The sequence below is a fragment of the Collinsella sp. CLA-ER-H10 genome, assembly GCF_040092475.1.
Taxonomy (GTDB): domain Bacteria; phylum Actinomycetota; class Coriobacteriia; order Coriobacteriales; family Coriobacteriaceae; genus Collinsella.
Genome location: NZ_JBBNLM010000005.1, coordinates 69,293 through 87,476, shown reverse-complemented (window position 1 = coordinate 87,476; position 18,184 = coordinate 69,293). Strand labels below are relative to the sequence as shown.

Annotated in this window: 10 protein-coding genes; 7 read left to right on the top strand and 3 right to left on the bottom strand. The window is 60.2% G+C overall.

Going from position 1 to position 18,184, the window contains the following annotated elements; genetic code table 11:
- Positions 1-303: 303 nt before the first annotated feature.
- From AAAX36_RS03850 to AAAX36_RS03840, 3 genes are all read right to left on the bottom strand, one after another.
- Positions 304-3,639, bottom strand: coding sequence for a CAP domain-containing protein (locus tag AAAX36_RS03850; RefSeq protein WP_349074067.1), 3,336 nt, complete (start codon positions 3,637-3,639; stop codon positions 304-306).
- Positions 3,640-3,879: 240 nt separating this feature from the next.
- Positions 3,880-5,964, bottom strand: coding sequence for a DUF6273 domain-containing protein (locus AAAX36_RS03845; RefSeq protein ID WP_349074064.1), 2,085 nt, complete (start codon positions 5,962-5,964; stop codon positions 3,880-3,882).
- A 171-nt stretch (positions 5,965-6,135) separates the two neighbouring features.
- Entirely contained in the window at positions 6,136-7,098 is a 963-nt protein-coding gene (locus AAAX36_RS03840) for an FHA domain-containing protein (RefSeq protein WP_349074061.1), read from the bottom strand.
- A 507-nt stretch (positions 7,099-7,605) separates the two neighbouring features.
- Here AAAX36_RS03840 and AAAX36_RS03835 point away from each other — a divergent pair.
- The 7 genes from AAAX36_RS03835 to AAAX36_RS03805 all read left to right on the top strand — a co-directional run bounded on the left by AAAX36_RS03835 (position 7,606) and on the right by AAAX36_RS03805 (position 18,155).
- Positions 7,606-9,855 (top strand): DEAD/DEAH box helicase, encoded by a 2,250-nt coding sequence (locus AAAX36_RS03835; RefSeq protein ID WP_349074058.1) that lies wholly within the window; start codon positions 7,606-7,608, stop codon positions 9,853-9,855.
- Positions 9,856-10,537: 682 nt separating this feature from the next.
- The gene (locus AAAX36_RS03830; RefSeq protein ID WP_349074055.1) at positions 10,538-11,239 is read left to right on the top strand and encodes a 4Fe-4S dicluster domain-containing protein; all 702 of its coding nucleotides are present in this window, start codon (positions 10,538-10,540) and stop codon (positions 11,237-11,239) included.
- A 342-nt stretch (positions 11,240-11,581) separates the two neighbouring features.
- The gene (locus AAAX36_RS03825) at positions 11,582-12,094 is read left to right on the top strand and encodes a PTS glucose transporter subunit IIA (RefSeq protein WP_349074053.1); all 513 of its coding nucleotides are present in this window, start codon (positions 11,582-11,584) and stop codon (positions 12,092-12,094) included.
- A gap of 18 nt (positions 12,095-12,112) precedes the next feature.
- Entirely contained in the window at positions 12,113-12,967 is an 855-nt protein-coding gene (locus AAAX36_RS03820; protein WP_271736594.1) for a PRD domain-containing protein, read from the top strand.
- Between the two features lie 99 nt (positions 12,968-13,066).
- Entirely contained in the window at positions 13,067-14,680 is a 1,614-nt protein-coding gene (locus tag AAAX36_RS03815) for a PTS transporter subunit EIIC (protein ID WP_349074050.1), read from the top strand.
- 3 nt (positions 14,681-14,683) lie between these two features.
- Positions 14,684-16,066 (top strand): 6-phospho-alpha-glucosidase, encoded by a 1,383-nt coding sequence (locus AAAX36_RS03810; protein ID WP_117769499.1) that lies wholly within the window; start codon positions 14,684-14,686, stop codon positions 16,064-16,066.
- A 256-nt stretch (positions 16,067-16,322) separates the two neighbouring features.
- Positions 16,323-18,155: an NAD(P)-binding protein gene (locus AAAX36_RS03805; RefSeq protein ID WP_349074048.1), complete on the top strand. Its 1,833-nt coding sequence runs from the start codon at positions 16,323-16,325 to the stop codon at positions 18,153-18,155.
- Positions 18,156-18,184 lie beyond the last annotated feature (29 nt).

Below are 18,184 nucleotides of genomic sequence, written 5' to 3'. Positions count from 1 at the left end.
TACAGATCTAGATATTACATCGAGCCACAACTTAACGTCTCAATCTGTAACATCTGGGGACTGTTTTGCCTGCTAGATGTTACAGATCGAGACAAACCATTCGAGGGTAACCCGAACATCTCAATCTGTAACAGTAAGACCGATATTTGGGTCCTAGTTGTTACAGATCGAGACAATCTCGGAGCAGATGCCCCGGCTATACAACGTAAAACGCCGGGGCGCCCGCGAGATGGGCACCCCGGCGCATGCTGAGCAGGGTTTGCGAAGCAGTGGGAGGGAGGAGAAGCCGTCCTCCCGAAATCCCTACTCCTGACGACGTTTCTTGTCGGTTAGGAAGACGCCGGCGGCTACAAGCACGACGCCTCCGATGACAAACGTCTCACCGGCGAGCGCAGCTTTGTCGCCCGTGGTGGGAAGTGCCGAGTTGGCGGCCGTCTTGGCGTTGCCGGTAGACGGCTTTCCAGCAACCGGCTTAGCGGCAGCCTGCGTGATCTTGGCCTGCTCGGCCTTCGCTGCCTCTTGCTCCTGGCGGGCGATCTCGTCCTTCAGGGCTTGCTCGGCGGCTACGCGTTTTGCCTTCGCCTCGTTGTAGGCATTGAGCGCCGCGGTGTAGGCGGGCGTCGCAGCATCAAGGTCTGCCTGAGCGGCATCAAGTGCGGCCTTTGCGTTATGTTCTGCCTGCTTGGCGGCGACGCACTTGGCAAAGAGGGCATTGAGTGTATCGTTCGCGTTTGCATCGGAGCCGGTTGCGATGCCGTTTTCGACATTGACGGACTTGAGCTTTCCGAGAGCGGCGGCAGCGGCGTCCGGTGCGGCCTGAGAATTCTCGACCGCCTGCTCGGCGTTCGCTACGGCATCATTCGTCGCACTAAGAGCAGTTTCGGCCGCAGTCACTGCTGCGTCGGCGTCCTTCTTGGCTGCCTCGGCCGTGGCGAGATTATCGGCCGCGTTGTTCAACGCATCGGCATGTGCCTGCTTTGAAGCAAAGTCGTTTTCCGCCGTGGTCAGATCGCTCGCGGCGTGCTCCGCGGTCGCTGCCTTGGCCTCGACGCCGTCCTTGGCGATAGTGAGGGCCTGCTTCTTGGCAGCCGCGTCGCGCTCCGCCTTTTCAAGAGCGCTCTGGGCAGACGTCTGAGCCGCCGTGGCTTCATCGAGCGTTTGATGGGCCTTGTCAGCCTTCTCCTGGGCCGCAGCAACATCGGCAGAATACTTGGCAAGTTCCTTCCTTGCATCTTGCAGAGCCTGCTGCTTTAAGAGAGCCTCTGCCTTGGCGTCATCAACCTTCTTCTGACTCTGAGCGGCTTGCTCTTGCGATGCCTTAAGCTCGGCGCGCTTCTGGTTGACGACCTGCTCTGCGGGCGCCACGTTGCTTTGGGCGGCTTTAACCTGGTCTTCGGCTTCGACAACTTTTCCGTTTGCCTTGGCGAGATTCTGCCCTGCTTGAGCGACCTCGGCAGCGGCACCTGCCACGTTGCCATTTTCGGTGGCAAGGTTGCTGTTCGCGGTATCAACGCCTTCTCGCTTTTGAGCGACGAGGGTCTCTGCTGCCTTTACGGCATCGTCTTTCGATGCCGCTGTGCTGCGCTTTTGCTCAAGGTTCGCTTTTGCAGCGGCAAGGTTTTCGCTGGCCTTGGAGAGACTCAGCTGATACTGATCAAAGAGACTCTCGAGTTCATCGATTGAATATTCTTTCTCGTACGAACCGTAGTTGTCGTCAACCTCCAAGATGTAGGTATATGAGAGATGAGTTCCTCGAGAATTAATGCCGTATCCCATGGTTTTGGCGTCGGGCTGTACGATATTCAAATAGTGGCCGACGGTGCCAAAGCCTACCTTTTGCTCTCCGAATTCGGTGCCGTGGCTCCAGAAAGTATCCCAAGCATCTTTGGGGGCAATTTCGCCAAGGCCGGCTTTCGCTGCGGCCTGGTCAAATATAATCTTTTCCTCATCAACCCACTGGTGTGCGACATTTCTTTTCAAGTCATAGTTCCATGCGGCATTTTCGAATCGCGCATAGTCTGAATGGTCTAACATGGCGTCTGAGTAATTGGAGTTCGACTGAGCAATTGCCATCTGCTCGGCCGTCACCTTAAGCTCGCTAAGGCCGACGCTTTTGCGATATTCATTAATCTCGCGCAGCTTGCCAAACGAAAGCTTGGCGTTGTCGAGTGACGTGCCGTCCTTTTTATCGCCGATGGTCGTTGGGTTTAAGTCGCTCTGCTTATAGATGATGTCTGCAGCATCGTTGGCACCGATGAATTGGTAAAAGCCGATGACGCTCTGCGCCTCCGCCGTCGTAGCCTTATCGGCTGCCGCCTTGCACGTATCGTATGCTTTCTGTGCATCGACAACGGCTTGATCGGCGGCCGCCTGGTTTGTCTTGGCAGTTTCGAGCGCCTTGTCTGCTTGCTCCTTCTCGGCTTTTGCCTGGTCGACTTGTTTCTGAGCGGCCTTTGCCTTCTCCAGCTCGGCAGCATGCACCTGCTTTGCCGAGGTCAACTCCGATTGCGCCGCATCGGCTTTCGCCTGGGCTGCCGTTACATCATTTTCGGCTGCTGCGACTGTCTGCTTCTTGGCTTCGAGCTCGCTTTCGGCACCGGTGAGGGCGTCCCGCTTGGATGCAACGTCACTATTTGCCTGAGAAAGACCTGCTTCGGCAGTCGCCTGCTGCTGCTTCGCCTGATCGAGTGCGCTTCGGGCGGTATCGACCTTTGCCTGAGCGGCGTCATACTCCGGGCCCTCGGCGCCTGCCTTTGCGGCTGCCAAATCGGCTTGCGCGCTGTCATACGCTGCCTGTGCCGCGACTACTTTACCATCCGCGGCGGTCTTTGCCTGCTGAGCGGAAGCCAGCGTGCCTGACGCCTCGTTGTAAGCGCTTTGCGCGGCGCTCCGAGCCTGCTGGGCATCGGCGAGTGCGGAGTCGGCAGCGGTTTTTGCGGCCTTTGCCTGGTCAAGAACCTTCTGGGCATCTGCGGCAGACTGCTCGGCGGCCTTGATTTCCTCCGGCGTTGCGTTGGCGGCTGCCTTCTGGGCTTCCTCAAGCTTGGCCCGTGCGTCGGCTGCCGCCTGCTTTGCGGAGTCGAGTGCCTTCGTCTTGCTTTCGGCATCGGCCTTGGCCGTGTCGAGCTTGCTCTGGGCATCCTTTAACGTGGCGCTGGCGCTGTTGGCCGCCTTGACGCTTTCATCGAGTTGACGGGCGTATTCGGCACGCGCGGCGGCTTCTGCCTGCGAATTGTCGGAGACGGAAGCGTCGTAGGCAGTCTGGGCGTTGTCGCGGACCGTCTGCTTTTCGGTATAGGGGGCAACCGCCGTGTCGTAGTCGGACTTGGCTTCTGCCTCGGCAGCCTTTGCGGCGTCGATTGCGGCCTGCAAGTCGGCAATTTTCTGGGCGTTCGTCTTTACTGCGGAGCCTGCCGCCTCGCCGGCGTGGGCGGCGAGCGGGGACATGATTGCGGCCTGTGCCGTGGTGTCGCTCAGATCGTTGGCAAATGCCGAGAACGGGGCGAGCAACGACGAGCCGGTCATTGCGATGGTGGTGGCTGCGGTGACGGCGAGTCGCGCGGTCTTGTGACCCGCGAATGCGCGATAGGGCTCGGCGCCGACTGAGACTTCCAAGTGTTTAGGTGCGTACTTTGCCATTTCTTCTCCCAATCGTTGAAGGGGTACCTATGACAATTCGTACGTTACGACCGCCGAAAGGGTTTCTGTTGCGCAACATTGGCAAGAAAATATCGACACACTTGAGTCACATTTATGAGTCGAAGTTCTCGGCAAGCTAATGTCTCGTTCTGTAACATCTAGCAGCAAATATGACCTCTAACCGTTACAGATCGAGACAATTGCCGGGGAGGGGTCCCGTCACGGCAAGACGTCCGCTCTCTAGATACAGAATCCGGGGATCACGCAGGTTCGTTTGTTTGGCTTGTCCGCAGGCGTTGCGTACGTAAAGGCGTCGCCGTCGTGGCCCACACGGTTTATGTAGAGCGTGCCTTCGGTCTCCGATGAGTCGGGGCTCACCGTGCGCTCCCACCAGCAGGTGTCCTTGCCCTTCCACTGGCGAACCAGCATCTCGTTCGTGGTATACGGACTTACCTTGAGCTCGCGGAAGAGCTGATACTCCTTGCCCTCGCCGTTGTAGATGTCTGCCAGGTAGTGATAGTCCTCGGCAAACGAATCGGACGGTTGCGTACCGCACAGCTCGACCATGGCGGGCAGCCAAAGGGTTGCGGGCAACTCGCTCAGGCACGATGCGCTGTTGGCGGCGCCCACATTGTTCGAGACCTTCTTGACCCCTTTAATGAGTGCGCGCAACTCGTTGGGCAGCAGCTTAAGGCCGTCGCCGTTGAGCCATTTCCGCAGCTCGCAATCTGCCCAGCCGGCGCTCGGCGGTTCAGCTGCAGCGTTGCGCTCGGCAATACCCGCGTCGAACATAAACGTCAGCCCGGCCTTGCCCGTACCGTCCAGAAGCTCATCGTGACGGATGCCCACAAGCTGCGCGCCGACCTCCAGCCCGTTGGTGAGCGTGACACGCTTGGTGCACGGATAGGGGATATGCCCATCAGCGTCGAGCAGGTGGTAACGCTTGGCAATCTCGCGTGCCTCGCTACGGGTCTCGGCGGCCTTAATCTTGAGCGAAATCTCCTGCAGCTGATCCCAGGTGTAGTCGTCAAGTGAACCGCGGATGCCGTCAAGGTAGTCGGGGATGCCAAAGCCATGGGTTGCCGCCCCGATAACGCTGAGCCCCGCAACGGCTGCGATAGCGCCGCCGATAATAAAGCGGCGGCGGGTCATGGCATCGTGGCGGGCCTGATTCAGGATCTCTCGTGCGCGCTCGCCGGCGACGTCGACCTTAAGGTGCGTGCCAGAATCGATATCAATTGCGGCCTCGTCTCCTGCACCTTCGCGGCCTTCGGATTCGGCGTCGGTGAGGTATGCCGAGAGCACCTCGAGCATCTGCTGCTCGGTGGGACGATCGCACTGCTCGACTGAGAGACCCTTCATGATGATCTGGACGAGCGCCTCATCGCCCTCGCAGCGCGGCTCGAGCGGTGCCGGCTTGGTCTTGGTCTTTACGAGATAGAACGAGCCGGTTGCAGCGGCGTCCGTCGACTCAAAGTCAAACGGTTTGCGACCGCTGTAGAGCTGGTACAGAATGCTCGAAAGCGCATAGACGTCGATTGCCGGCGAACGGCGAAGGGCCGCGATGCCTTCGATATCCTGCGTGAGCATCTCGGGCGCGGCGTATGCGGGCGTGGCAAAACGCCAGATGTCGGCGCGCCGGGTGATCGTGTCGTCGCCGAGAGCCATGGTCGCGGAGCCCATGTCGATGAGGCAGGGGTCAAAGGAACAATCAGCAATCTGCTGCTCGAGCGTTCGGCTAGTGGTGCGGAACATGATATTGGCAGGCGACAGGTCGCGATGGATGACCGGATTCACGAGGCCTTGGGTCATCAAGAGCGCACGAAGCACGGCGTTTCCGACGGCGGCGACCATCTGGGTGGCCAGCCCGCCCGAGGCGTCGTGCGGAAGCAGGGGCAGCGCCTGCTTGAGCGAGGTGCCCTCGACCCACTCCATGAGGATGAGAGGGTCATCCTCGCACGATCCGTAGCCATAGACGCGCGGAAATCCGCGCAGGTGCGAGACGGTACACAGATGACGGTACTCCTCGAACAGCGCGGCGGTGCTGGCCAGGTGCGCTGCCGATTGCTCGGCGGAGCGGTCGGGGGCTTGGCCGGAAAGGATGGCGTTGTCCTTGAGTAGCTTGACGGCAAAGACCTCGCCGCTCGTGTTGGTCGCGCGCAGCACGTGTCCGATGTTGCCGTTGTTGCGGTGGGCCGTCTGGAGAATAAGCGTCATAAACCGACGCTTGGCGTCGTCCTCGGCGCTGGGGTCGACCGCCACGGCGGTGTCGAACGTGTCAAGACGGATGAGTTTGTCGCCATAGGCGCTATCGGTAGTATCCATGGCGTTCCTTTGTCTGGCATGGGTTGCCGCGCGTATACGTGAGCAGTGCGGATATCGGTAAAGCACCATGATAGCCGCACTGCCCACGTATACCGCTGAGTATTGTCGTTTACGACGCAGAAGGTAGAAGACGAAAGACGGACGGCGACCGTCTTCCGATCGCCGTCCGTGCTAGTCCACAATGACAAGGAATGTCGTGTAGAGACCCAGATGGAGCCTGTCGCTGTTGGCGATTTCCACGGGGGGATAGATCTTGCCGGGCTCGCGTTGGTCGCGCGGCGGCTCAATCACAATATCGCCGTCGCCTGCACCCGATTCGAGTACCGTGCCGTTGGTCGATCCAAGGCCCTGGGCGTACCAGTGCTCACCCTCAAGCCAAATGCGAAGATGCTCGCGCGATGCGTCGGCGCCCACATCGGTGATGCTGGGCGAGGTTTTGGGCAAAGAACCAATTACGGTGCCGCGCGGATCGCGTGTGAGGGGATGGATTTGCATGTCGGCGCAGTTGTCGGCATGGGTTCTGAGCAGACCGAGGTTGGGGGCGACGGTGCGCGGCTGCTCCAGGCTGCTCATAAAGCCACGTCCGACGGTAGTTTCGGTGGTGCCAAAGTGCCCGCCCGTCTTGCTGTCGCAAAAGCGCTCGACGGTGGCCACGCCCTGAACGGGATCGGCGAGCGCCCCCGTTGCCACAAAGAGCATAAGGTAAAGCGTGCTTTTCTCGCGCACGGTATTGCCGTCAAAGTTGTCGATGCGATTGAGGGCATTTGCATATAGGCGGCTGTCCAGCTTGTAGCTGGTGAGAGCCGACATCATTTCGTTGGCGGCCGGACCGCGATAGTGCTCGGCGATTGCCCGATAGGCGGACTCGCCGCCGCCGAGCTTGCTGCAGATTGCCGCGGAAAGGTTGAGCGTGGTGACGGTAAAGTCGCTGTAGATGGCGGGCGCGCACTGGTCAGGCTTGCGATGGACGATGTAACGGGTGAGATACGAGCGGTTGGAAGAGCATTTCTCGAGCAGGGTACTGCCGAGATAAGAGTTTCCATTGATAAGCATTCGGGCGATCTCGAGATGTTTAAGACCGCCGAACGAGCGAATATCGTTATAGAGGACCGAGCAAGGCGTCTCTGCTGCCACGGATACCTCCTTTGATTGCTTCCTAGCCAATATGGCGATAGGAATTAATGGCCCCCGGTGGGCGACGTATTAAATGGCTGCGCAATATATAGCGTAACCAAAGCAACATTATAGGCCACATGTTCGAAATTGCAGGAAGCCTGAGAGATTTGGTTTGGACTGGACGGAAATCCCCCTCTGTCTTGTTCTGTAACATTTGGACCCGGTTTTGCCCTGCATCTGTTACAGATTGAGACAATCGGCCAGGCCCGCCCCGTCCGCCTCGTCATCTGTGGTTTACGTGGGGGCATACGGAGTGCGGGTATACTAACCGGCGGCGAATCTGCTCCATCGCTTAGAGCTGCTGCGTCTGGACGGCGCGTGATAGGGCTGCCAAAGCGATCGCCAGCGTGCTGAGCAACGTCCCCTCTGTGCGCACCTGTTTTTGTATGTATTAGCGCACTACCAAGCACGCCCGCGCGGCCGCACGCCGTGCCCATTGCGCGTGCAGATAAGGAACAACAACATATGCGTAATTCTGTATCTGACGTCACCGACGCCGAGATTCTGGACGAGACCCGCGAGGCCATGACCCAGGCTGCCTTCGATGCCGCCGATGAGGCCAATGCCGCCCAGGCCGTCGAGTCCGCTACCGAGAGCCTGCCCGCCTTTGACGAGCTGGGCCTCTCCGACGAGATACTTCGTGCTATCGAGAACCTGGGCTACACGGCGCCCACGCCCGTGCAGGCCGGCTCGATCCCCGTAGTGCTCGAGGGCCGTGACCTGCTTGCCGCCGCTCAGACCGGCACCGGCAAGACGGCTGCCTTTTTGCTGCCGACCATGAACAATCTGGAGCACATCGCTCCTCCCAAACCCGTGCGCGAGCGCGGCGGCCGCAACCGCCGTCGCGGTGTTAAAAAGCCCGAGGGCAACGGCCGCGGCCCCGTGATGCTCGTCATCACCCCCACGCGCGAGCTCGCCCAGCAGATCGACGAGGTCGCGAGCAAGATCGCCGACGTCACCGGCCATGTCGCCGTGACCGTCGTGGGTGGCGTGAGCTACAAGCCGCAGACCGCGGCACTCAAGTACGGCTGCGATATCCTGGTCGCCACGCCGGGCCGTCTGGTCGACCTGATCGAGCAGGGCGCCTGCCACCTGAACGAGGTCAAGGTGCTGGTACTCGACGAGGCCGACCGCATGCTCGACATGGGCTTTTTGCCCGCCGTCCGCCGCATTGTGCGCGAGACGCCGGCCGAGCGCCAGACGCTGCTGTTCTCGGCGACGCTCGACGAGGAGGCCGTGGGCGAGATCGCCGACCTGGTGAGCGATCCGGCTCGCGTGGAGATCGCGCCCGCCACGTCGACCGCCGACACCGTCGACCAGTTTGTGTTCCCGGTGTCCATCGAGGCCAAAAACAACCTGTTGCCCGAGTTCCTCAAGAAGGAGGGCCCGGAGCGCACCATCGTCTTTATGCGCACCAAGCATCGCGCCGACAGCTGCTGCCGTCGTCTGGAGCGTAAGGGCATCAAGGCCGCCGCGATTCATGGCAACCGCAGCCAGGCCCAGCGCGAGCGCGCGCTTTCTGCCTTCCGCGACGGCACCGTCGACGTGTTGGTGGCAACCGATGTTCTCGCCCGCGGCATCGACATTAGCGACGTGCGCTACGTCGTGAACTTTGACGTGCCGGCCGAGCCGACCGACTATATCCACCGCATTGGCCGTACGGGCCGCGCCGGCGAGCTGGGCTGGGCCATTACGTTTGTGACCGAGCAGGACGTCGATGAGTTCTACGAGATCGAGAAGCTCATGGACAAGACGGCCGATATTTACGAAGCCGGCGACCTGCATGTGGGTCCCAACCCGCCTGCGGTTGATCCCGAGCGCGACCCTGCGGCCTTTAAGGTGAAGAAGAAGACTAAGCGCGGCAAGTCCAAGAGCAAGAAGAAGCTTGAGCAGGCGCGTCGCGACGGCAAGCGCAACGGCGACGATTACGGCGATGTTGCCGGTCGTTCCAACCGCGGTCGCGACGAGCGCCGCGGCGACGGCGAGCGTCCGAGCCGTCCCAAGCGCGGCGGCAAGACCCGCGTGCGCGAGGGCGTTCAGGCTCGCGTGGACGAGGCTGTTGAGAGCGTGGCTCGCGAGGTAGCTGCCGAGGAGCGCGGCGGTGCTGGTGCCGCTGAGCAGGCCCCGCGCGGCAACCGTGCCGAGCGTCGTGCCAAGCAGTTCCAGGGCGAGGCACACCGCCGTCGTCGTGAGGACGAGGACCGCGGCGGTCGTCGTCGTGTCGAGCGCGAGGACGAGGGCCGCGGTTCGCGCGGTGGCAAGCGCGGTGCGGGCGACCGCCGGCGTTCCGGTCGTGATGACGAGCGCGGCGGCCGTGATGAGCGTCGCGGCGGCGAGGGTCGCGGTGAGCGTACTGCCCGTGGCGGTGAGTCCCGTGGCGGCAAGCGCTTTGAAGAGCGCGGTAGCCGCGGCGGCGAGCGTCGCGAGGGTGCTCGCGGCAATGGCGGCCGCGGCGGCGCTGGTCGTTCTAACGAGTCGCGTGATCGTCGTGACCCGCGTGCCAGCCGCGATCGTCGCGATGACTGGCGCAACTACGACGATACCCGCGAAGAGCGTCGCGGTGGCTATCGTGGTGGTCGTGGCGGCAACCAGGCCGGCTCCCGTGGCGGCCGTGCCGGCGGTCGCGATAACCGTGGCAGCTACGGCAACAGCCGTGGCGGCAAGCGCGGTGGCAGCTCCCGTCGCCCCGGCGACGGCGGCGGCAAGCGCAAGTAAGATGCGCATCGCGCGCTAGCGTGAGACAAGCTAAGGGCCCGAGCAAACAACGCTCGGGCCCTTTTGTTTGCCGTGTCCATCGCTAATTCAAACGTGATGTTCTCGGGAATGCATCTGGGGGATGCCGAGGACCTATTTTTCGCCATGCAGCAATGGGTCCTATGGGGTGCGCCGTGCATTTTTTGGAGTATTCTGCAGTTCGAGTTGTCTGCATATGATTCGACGTCGCCAACGGTGGCCTTCGGATATCCCTAGCGAGCGTTCCGAGTCAGATTTCGCCGTTTTCCGGAGCAGGGGCGCGTCATTCTCGCCATGTCGGGACTTAAAATGATACGGCGCCCTACAGTTTTGCCCACCCGCGGCGGTGCTGGCGCGGTCACGTTGCAGAATACTCCGTTTTTTGCACGGGCCAGGATGGGGTACCTCAGGAGAACGCGGCGGTATCCAGTAAATATATGCAATCTGTACCGGGAATTATGCAAACCGAAAAGGCGGGCAGTATGGGTTGGTGTATCGGGCTGCCTAGCGCACCAAAACGGGGAGCTCCCCCCCATGCGCCGTATACTCTGTCTGAATGTGAAAGCGGCTTGACGCGTTGCCAGGCGTAGGGGAGGGTGTCTCGATGAGCGTATTCGAAATTGTGTTTAGTCCGACGGGTGGAACGCGGAAGGTGTCTGGCCTTGTGGCCGGGGCACTGGGCAAGAATACCGTTACCGTCGATCTGACCGATAGCGGGCTAGATTTCAGCGCTGTCTCGATGACTGAGGACGACGTGGCCGTAATCTCTGTGCCGGCGTATGCCGGTAGAATCCCGGCTGTGGTGGCTGACCGGTTGGGCATGGTGCGCGGCAACGGGGCTCGGGCTGTTTTGGTTTGTGTATACGGAAACCGCGCGTTTGAGGACACGCTCGTAGAGCTGGAGGACGTTGCGAAGCATGCGGGATTCCGGGTGATCGCGGCAGTTGCGGCCATTGCAGAACATTCCATTGCGCGACAGTTTGCTGCCGGTCGTCCGGATGCGCAGGATGAGGCGCAGCTCGCAGAGTTTGCGCAGCAAATTCAGCAAAAGCTGTTGGCTGAGGATACGTCCGAGCCCTCTATTCCCGGCAACCGTCCTTATAAACAAGCCGGAGGTCACCGCATGGCACCCGAGGCAACAGAGGATTGCGTCTCCTGCGGTGCATGCGCCGCGGCGTGCCCCGTTTGTGCTATCGACAAGGGTGACCCCAAACGAGCAGCTGGCGAGGCGTGCATCTCCTGCATGCGCTGCATTGCCGTATGTCCGCGAGGCGCTCGCAAGCTTGATCCCAACAAGCTATCCGCTGTTTCCCAGATGCTGAGCAAGGTTTGCGTCGTGCGGAAGGAATGCGAGCTCTTCATCTAGCGCATACGAAATTGGCGCAATGGGGCCAGGTTAATCTGCACCGACCTGGTGCAAACAAACCTGTCCCCAATGCACCAGAGCAAGGAGTGTCCCCGGGTGCCGGCAGAAAAGGAACGTCCCTAAGTACCGCATAAATACCGTTTATCGGAGAAAAATACCGTTCGCCGGTCATAATGATTGTTCCGGCTTTGGGCTTGTCTACAATAACCCCCGTAAAAGAAATGCGGAAGGTTACCGAGTCCCCTCGGACGTGGGCCTAACCAAAGTCTTTGATCGCGAGCGTCTCAATGGGCGCATTCGATTGATTTTGGTTGGGCTATATTTATGAAGGGACATGTCACCATGGGTTTCTTTTCTCGCCTAATGGGTGGCTCGGATAAGCAGACGACTGCGACTTCCGAGTTCGAAATCCTCGCTCCCGTTTCCGGCGAGCTTGTTCATCTAGAAAATACCAATGACCCCGCTTTTAGCAGCCGTGCAGTGGGCGATGGCGTTGCCGTGGTTCCCCAAGAGGGAACGGTGTGCGCTCCTGTTTCCGGCACCGTCGCGGCGCTGTTTCCGACTGAGCACGCGCTGGGCATCATGTCCGACGACAGCTCTGCTCAGGTGATGCTGCATATCGGAATCGACACTGTTAAACTTGAGGGCAAGGGCTTCCATGCGCTTGTTGCCCAGGGTGATCACGTTGACGCGGGCCAGCCCCTCGTCGAGGTCGATTTCGACGTGGTCCGCGCCGCCGGCTTCGATCCCACGGTCTTCGTTATCGTGTGCGAGCGCTCGGAGAACTCGACTCTTCGTGAGCATGCTTCCGGCCCTGTTGCTGTTAAAGAGCCTGTCGTCTGGCTTTCCGAGTAAATTCTTGTGGTGGGTACCGTGGTTATCAAGCGAGTTTTTAACAACAACGTCGCAATGGTCACTTCGGACGATGGCTCCGAGCTCATCGTCATCGGTCGAGGCCTCTGCTTTGGCCGTCATGCCGGCGATGCCATCGACGAGGCGTCGATCGAAAAGACCTACGCGTTGCAGGAGGGAACTTCTCAGGATTCGCGTACGATTGACCGCTTGGCACATCTTTTGGAGTCCATCCCCACCGTCAACCTCGTGATTGCCGAGGACATTGTTCAGATGCTCCGTCGAGAGCTCAATGTTGATATCAACGACAAGATTCTCATTGCTCTCGCAGACCATATCAGCCTTGCTTTGGAGCGCGAGCGCAAGGGCGTCTCCTGTGAGAATCCGTTGCTGCTCGAGATCCAGCAGTTCTATCGCAAGGAGTATGCACTTGCGGGCCGTGCGCTGCAGATTATCAAGGAGTATATGGGCATTCAGATGAGCGAAGAAGAGCAGGGTTTCATTACGCTGCATATCGTCAACGCCACCATGCCGCAACGCTCCGATCGTTTGATTGTTTCGGTCCAGCTTGTTCGCGACGTGCTCGCGATTGTTTCCAAGCGCTATGCTACGACCCTCGATGACACCTCGCTGCCTTACGAACGTTTCGTTCGTCACCTGCAGTTTTTCGCACAGCGAGCGCTCGATCCTACGGCAGGGCAAATCAACGGAGACGCGCTGTTCCGAATCGATGAAACGGCGTATCCGTGCGCATTCTCGTGCGCGGACGCCATAGCCGCCCACTTGTCGTCTACCTATAACGTTGTCGTTACCGATGCTGAGAAGAGTTATCTCGCATATCACATTGTTAACCTGCTTGGAGAACCTGGTCTCTAGGCATAACGTGCCCACACATCGATTGATATAAGGCAAGGCTCGCGGTCTTGTCCAGGGCACATCTGTCTTAATTTGCGGAAAAGGAAGGGGAGTACCGCTATGACCGCAAAAAAGAAGTTCAATTTCAAAGCGCCGTTGGAGGTGTTCGCGAAGTCGATCGTTCAGCCGATGATGTATCTCTCGGTTGCCGGCATCCTGCTCATCGTGGGCATCATTCTGACCAACAAGACCATCTGCGCTTTGGTCCCCGTACTGGGCTCCGGTCCGTTCCAGCTTGTGGGCGCCGTTGTCTATCAGTCGCTGATGTTTATCATCAACAACCTCTCGATTCTGTTCTGCGTGGGCATCGCCGGCGCCATGGCAAAGAAGAACAAGGGCCATGCTTCGCTGATTGCCCTGATGTCGTTCTTCCTGTTCCTGCAGGCTAACAACATCGTGCTCAACGCCACCGGCTCTCTTGCCGATGCGAGCGGCATGCTCGGTCTTACCGGAACCGGCCAGGCCACCGTTATGGGCATTCAGGTGCTCGATACCGGCGTGTTCGGCGGCATCATCCTTGGTTGCATCACCGGTGCCGTGTTCAACAAGTACTCGAACAAGCAGTTCCCCATTGCCCTTTCGATGTTCTCGGGCGTCCGCTTCCCGTTCCTGATTATGATCATCATTTCCTGGATCATGGGCGCTGGCTTCTGCATCGTTTGGCCTCCGGTTCAGGGTGCCATCTCCTCCGTTGCCGGCATCATTAAGGAGTCGGGCAACATCGGTCTGTTTATCTACGGCATGCTCAACAAGCTGCTCGTTCCCACCGGTCTGCACCACCTCATCTACACCCCGTTCCAGTTCTCCGATGTGGGTGGCACCCTGACGCTGGGTGATCAGGTTATTGCCGGCGCCTATCCCATCCGTGTTGCCGAGATGGCAATGACGGGTCAGCCCTTCTCCGATAGTACGTATTTCAACAGCTACACCTTCAACAACCTGTGGCCCTACATCGGTATCGGTCTCGCCTTTATCGTCACCGCTTACAAGGGGAACAAGGATAAGACCAAGGCCGTTATTATCCCGCTGATCATCACCGCCGTGCTCTCCTGCGTGACCGAGCCCATGGACTTCCTCTTTGTCTTTGCCGCTCCCGTGCTCTTTGTCGTTCACTCGGTTCTTTCCGGCCTCCTGGTCCTGCTCAAGGTCCTCTCCGTGCCCGCTTCGACTGCAGGCGGCATCATCAACATCGTGGTTTCCAACCTGGTCCTCGGTGTCGATAAGACCAACTGGCCGGTTATGCTGGTGCTTGGAGTCGTCAACGCCGCTCTGTACTTCTTCCTCTTCACCTTCCTTATCAAGAAGCTCAACCTCCACACGCCTGGTCGCGAGGAAGAGTCCGAGCTTGCCGAGTCCGTTGCCGAGGGCGAGGCCGCCGCGTCTGTCGCGGTGAAGCAGGGCGCTGTTGCCGCGGCTCCCGCAGAGGGCGTCGATGCAGGTATTGCCGACCTGGTCGCAGGTCTTGGTGGCAAGGACAACATCGAGGAGCTCGAGAACTGCTTTACGCGTCTCCGCGTGAACGTTAAGAACCCGGACCTCATCAATGAGGACCTCATCAACCACGTGCCCAACAGCGGCATCAACCGCAACGGCAATAATATCCAGATCATCTTTGGCATGAAGGTCGCCGAGATGCGCGACAAGGTCGAAAACGCAATTGAGAAGGAGCAGTAAACAATGATCATTACTCTGTGTGGTGGCGGATCCACCTTTACCCCCGGCATCGTCAAGTCCATCGCCCTGCGCAAGGACGAGCTCGACGTTGACGAGATTCGTCTGTACGACATCAACGAGGAGCGCCAGCGCAAGATCGGCGTGCTCGTGGACTGGATTTTGCACGAGGACCTCGGCCTGGACATCAAGCTCACGGTGACCACCGACAAAAAGACGGCTTTTACCGACGCGAGCTTCGTGTTTGCCCAGATGCGCGTGGGCGGCTACGCCATGCGCGAGCAGGACGAGAAGATTCCGCTGCGTCACGGCTGCGTGGGTCAGGAGACTTGCGGTTGCGGCGGCCTTGCCTACGGCATGCGCACCATCTTCCCCATGGTCGAGCTGATCGATGACGTTGAGAAGTACGCCAAGAAGGACTACTGGATTCTCAACTACTCCAACCCTGCCGCCATCGTCTCCGAGGGCTGCCGCGTGCTGCGTCCCAACGCTCGTATCATCAACATCTGCGACATGCCGATCGCGATCATCGACGTGGTTTGCGCCGCGCTCGATATCGACAAGAAGGATGTCGAGTACGATTACTTTGGCCTCAACCACTTTGGTTGGTTCACCTCGATCCGCCACAAGGGCGAGGAGGTGCTCCCGCAGCTGCGCGAGTACATCAAGGAGCATGAGATTCTGCTGCCCGACTCTTACCTCAAGGGTATGGGCTCGCTCATGGCAAAGAAGCCCGAGGAGGCCGTCGACGAGCACCCCGAGCAGAACCGCCACACCAAGGGCAGCTGGTACTACGTCTGGAAGGGCGAGTACGAGATCATGGAGTGCTTCCCGGAGTACCTGCCCAACACGTATCTGAACTACTACCTGCAGCAGAAGGAGTTCGTCGAGCACTCCAACCCCGAGCGCACCCGTGCTAACGAGGTTGAGGAGACGCGTGAGAAGAACCTCTTTGATGGTATCGACCATTACGAGAAGACGGGCGAGATCGACGAGAGCACGTTCTATGCGGGCAGCCACGGCGACTGGATTGCCGATCTGGCTATCGCTCTGAAGAACGACACCAAGCAGCGCTTCCTGGTCATTTGCGAGAACAAGGGCGCCATCCCCAACATGCCCTACGACGCTATGGTCGAGCTGCCTGCCTACATTGGCAAGAACGGCCCCGAGGTCATCAGCCGCGACAACATTCCGCTGTTCCAGCAGGGCCTCATGATGCAGCAGCTGAACTCCGAGAAGCTCATTGTCGAGGCTACGATCGAGGGTTCGTACGAGAAGGCGCTTAAGGCCTTTACGCTGAACAAGACCGTGCCGTCGATGAAGGTCGCCAAGGAGGTTCTCGACGACATGATCGAGGCCAACAAGGGTTACTGGCCCGAGCTTAAGTAAAAGCAACAGGGTCGCTGGCCGCATGCCTGAAGCAATGCCCCGCCCACGTGATTGCGTGGGCGGGGCATTGTCGTTTGGTAACGCGTTTTATCAAATATGGCATTTATCTGCGATAATGTTCATTTTCACCGCTGATGGTGACATTTCATACCGCCTGCCGAACTGCGTGGAGGCCTAACAACTTTATAGGTCAGTGTTGTGCGTGTAGCAACTTCGCCCGGCCTCGCCTCCGGGCTGCCGCATGAGAGGGGATCTTATGGCACGACTGCACGTAATGGAACGCAGCCACGCTCAGGCTGTCATGGACGACCTGCACGATGCGCTCGGACGTCGTCTGGCGGTGAGTTCGCTCGCCCCGTGTCCCGTTGAGTTTACGGCAGCGCTCGTCAACCTGTGCTCCACCCAGAGCTGCGGCAAGTGCACGCCCTGCCGTGTGGGCCTGAGCGCGCTGAGCGACCTGCTCGCCGATGTGCTCGAAGGCCGCGCCGACGAGTCCACGCTCAATCTGATTGAGCGCACCGCCCGCACCATCTATCTTTCGAGCGACTGCGCCATCGGTTACGAGGCCGGCGCCATGGCGCTTACGGCTATCCGCGGTTTCCGCGACGACTTTGAGCACCACATCCGCGAGCACTCCTGTGGCTTTGACCGCGAGGCCCGCGTCCCGTGCGTCTCGGGCTGCCCGGCGCACGTCGACATTCCCGGTTACATTTCGCTGGTCGAGGCCGGCCGCTATGCCGATGCCGTCAAGGTCATCCGCAAGAACAACCCGCTGCCGCTCGTCTGCGGTTTGGTGTGCGAGCATCCCTGCGAGATGCACTGCCGTCGCGGCATGGTCGACGATCCCATGAACATCCTCGCCCTCAAGCGTTTTGCCGTTGAGCACAGCGACCTCAACGATTACAAGCCCAGCGTGGCCGACAACACCGGCAAGCGCATCGCCGTGATCGGCGGCGGCCCGGCCGGCCTTTCCTGTGCCTACTACCTGGCCGTGATGGGCCATAAGGTGACCATCTTTGAGCAGCGCCACCACCTGGGCGGCATGCTGCGCTACGGCATCCCCAGCTATCGTCTGCCGCGCGAGCGCCTGCAGGCCGAGGTCGACTGGATCTTGAGCGCCGGTATCGACGTGGAACTCGACCACTCCGTGAACGGCGAGGAGCTCGCTCGCCTGCGCGACGAGTTCGATGCCGTCTACCTGGCCATTGGCGCCCACAGCGATAAGAAGCTCGGCCTTCCGGGCGAAGAAGCGCCCGGCGTGGAATCGGCCGTCAAGATGCTGCGCGCCATCGGCGACGACGAGCTGCCCGACCTGAGCGGCCAGCGCGTGTGCGTCATCGGCGGCGGCAACGTGGCCATGGACGTGGCACGCTCTGCCGTGCGCTGCGGTGCCGAAAAGGTAAGCATCGTCTACCGCCGTCGTATCTGCGATATGACGGCCCAGGACGCCGAGATCGCCGGTGCCCAGGCCGAGGGCTGCGAGGTGCTGGAGTTGACGGCTCCACTCGCCATCGAGACGGGCGAGGACGGCCGCGTGAACGGTCTGCGCGTGCAGCCGCAGATTATCGGCGAGCCTCGCCGCGGTCGTCCGGCTCCGCGTGCCGCCGCCACGCCCGAGCGCGTCATTCCCTGCGAGCGCGTGTTTGTGGCCATTGGCCAGGACATCGATTCCAAGCCGTTTGAGGACATGGGCATCGCCTGCAAGTGGGGTCGCGTCATCACCGATTCGGACGGCGCCGTGCCCAACTTCGATGGCCTCTTTAGCGGCGGCGACTGCCAGACCGGCCCCGCCACCGTCATCCGAGCCATCAATGCCGGCCGCGTGGCTTCGGCAAACATCGACCGCTACCTGGGTTTCGACCACAAGATCAAGCTCGAGGTTGAGCTGCCGACCGTGCAGTTTAAGGGCAAGCATGAGTGCGGCCGCTGCGAGCTGAGCGAGCGCGAGGCCGGCGAGCGTATTCACGATTGGAATCTAGTCGAGCAGGGTCTCACCGAGCAGGAGGCGCGCCAGGAGGCGAGCCGCTGCCTGCGTTGCGACCACTTTGGCTTTGGTGCGTTCCGCGGAGGGAGGAACCTGGAATGGTAGAGCTCAACAAAACCACCGTCGGCGACAAC